Genomic DNA, 1,454 nt, shown 5'->3' on the forward strand with positions numbered 1-1,454 from the left:
TTAATAGAATTAGAGATATGAACATTACGAATAATTTCCCATCTGTTGTTTCAGATTTTTGAGTTCTTAATCTTCTTGAATCTAAATTAGATTTAATATCGCGGAAAGCTTTTTCGATAAGATCTTTACCACGATATACGTCAAGAACTTGACTAGAAGTAAGTTCTAAATCATTAGTTATTAACACAAAATATCCAAGTCTTTTATATTCATATGAGATTTTCTCAATATCTCTTTCATATGTATATTCAGTTTTACCTTCTTTATTGATTTTGAAGTATTTGCAAGATTTTGGGGTAATAACTTTTTGATTAATCTTGTCTTTTAATTCATTTTCTTCATAAAGAAGATATTGTTCGAAATCAGACTGTAATTCGATTTGTTTTTCAGGATCTAAATATACATGCAGATTGCACTTAATTCCTTTTAACTCAGTTGTAATCGTTTTACATTTTACATTATTGAACCCAGGAACCAGATTTGTATATCCAAGATATTCACCAGATACCTCATCTATAAATTTTCGTGATAAACTCGTACTTCTTGGTAAAAAAGTTATGAATTTATTACTCATTTCGTTGATTTTTCTTAAATTCTCGCTTGAGAAATACCCTTGATCCATGACATAAGTAATTTCTTTATCTTGTATATTTTTAGTTAGATCAAGCATGAATTTAAAATATGATTTATCAACTATATTTCCCTGATACCAAGAATAATTAAACGGTAATCTTGAGTCATATCCATATAAAATCCCTAGATTTACTTGTTTTTTCTTATCATTCTCTTTGTTAAATCCATACTTAGCTTGGATTATGCTTGAATCTGTTGATATCGAAGTCGAATCGTAGGCAAATATATTTTCTTGACTGGCTTTTTTACTCCATAGATCTAGAAAATGATGTCTTTTACTATCTGTTATTGTCGTTGAAAAGATTTCACTAATTATTTTGTCATTGAAACATAAAGATTCTGGCAAGTAATGTTTTTTAGCCCATTTTTCATAATCTTTCATTACATTGCCACAACATAACATATACGTAGCTAATGACATTAATGAATGATGATCACTGCCAAAAACTTTTCTTAAAATAGAATCTAACTCTAAATCTTTAGCTATAGTTTTACTGTTTGTAATAAACCTTCAGGACGAGTGTACTTAACTTCAGATAATGAAATATCTTCAGGTTTTGTTTCATTTTTTATAAAGTCAGGGTTGTCATAAACCTTTAAATAATTTTCATTAGGAAGAAATATTCCGGCTTCTTTATCAACTAGTTTACCAATCGTAATTTTCTTCGATTGTGGATTTCCATTTGAATTTCTTTTGTAACTATAGTTGTAGATTACATAAAAAGTATCTTTATATTTAAGATATGTAATATTCTTACTTGGAAGCTTTGCTAGTTGTTTTAAATATGCCATCTTTTTTCCCGCCTTATGTAGACTTTAAT

Annotated in this window: 2 protein-coding genes; both read right to left on the reverse strand. The window is 27.8% G+C overall.

Annotated features, from left to right (window positions below; genetic code table 11):
• A partial coding sequence (locus CKF58_RS08035; RefSeq protein WP_425451213.1) for an IS1634 family transposase occupies positions 1-1,138 on the reverse strand: 1,138 nt, incomplete at its 3' end.
• Positions 1,117-1,425, reverse strand: a complete 309-nt coding sequence (locus CKF58_RS08040; RefSeq protein WP_119532723.1) for a hypothetical protein — start codon at positions 1,423-1,425, stop codon at positions 1,117-1,119. The genes CKF58_RS08035 and CKF58_RS08040, both read right to left, overlap by 22 nt.
• Positions 1,426-1,454: the final 29 nt, after the last annotated feature.

The sequence above is a fragment of the Psittacicella hinzii genome (assembly GCF_003585935.1).
GTDB classification, from domain to species: Bacteria; Pseudomonadota; Gammaproteobacteria; order Enterobacterales; family Psittacicellaceae; genus Psittacicella; species Psittacicella hinzii.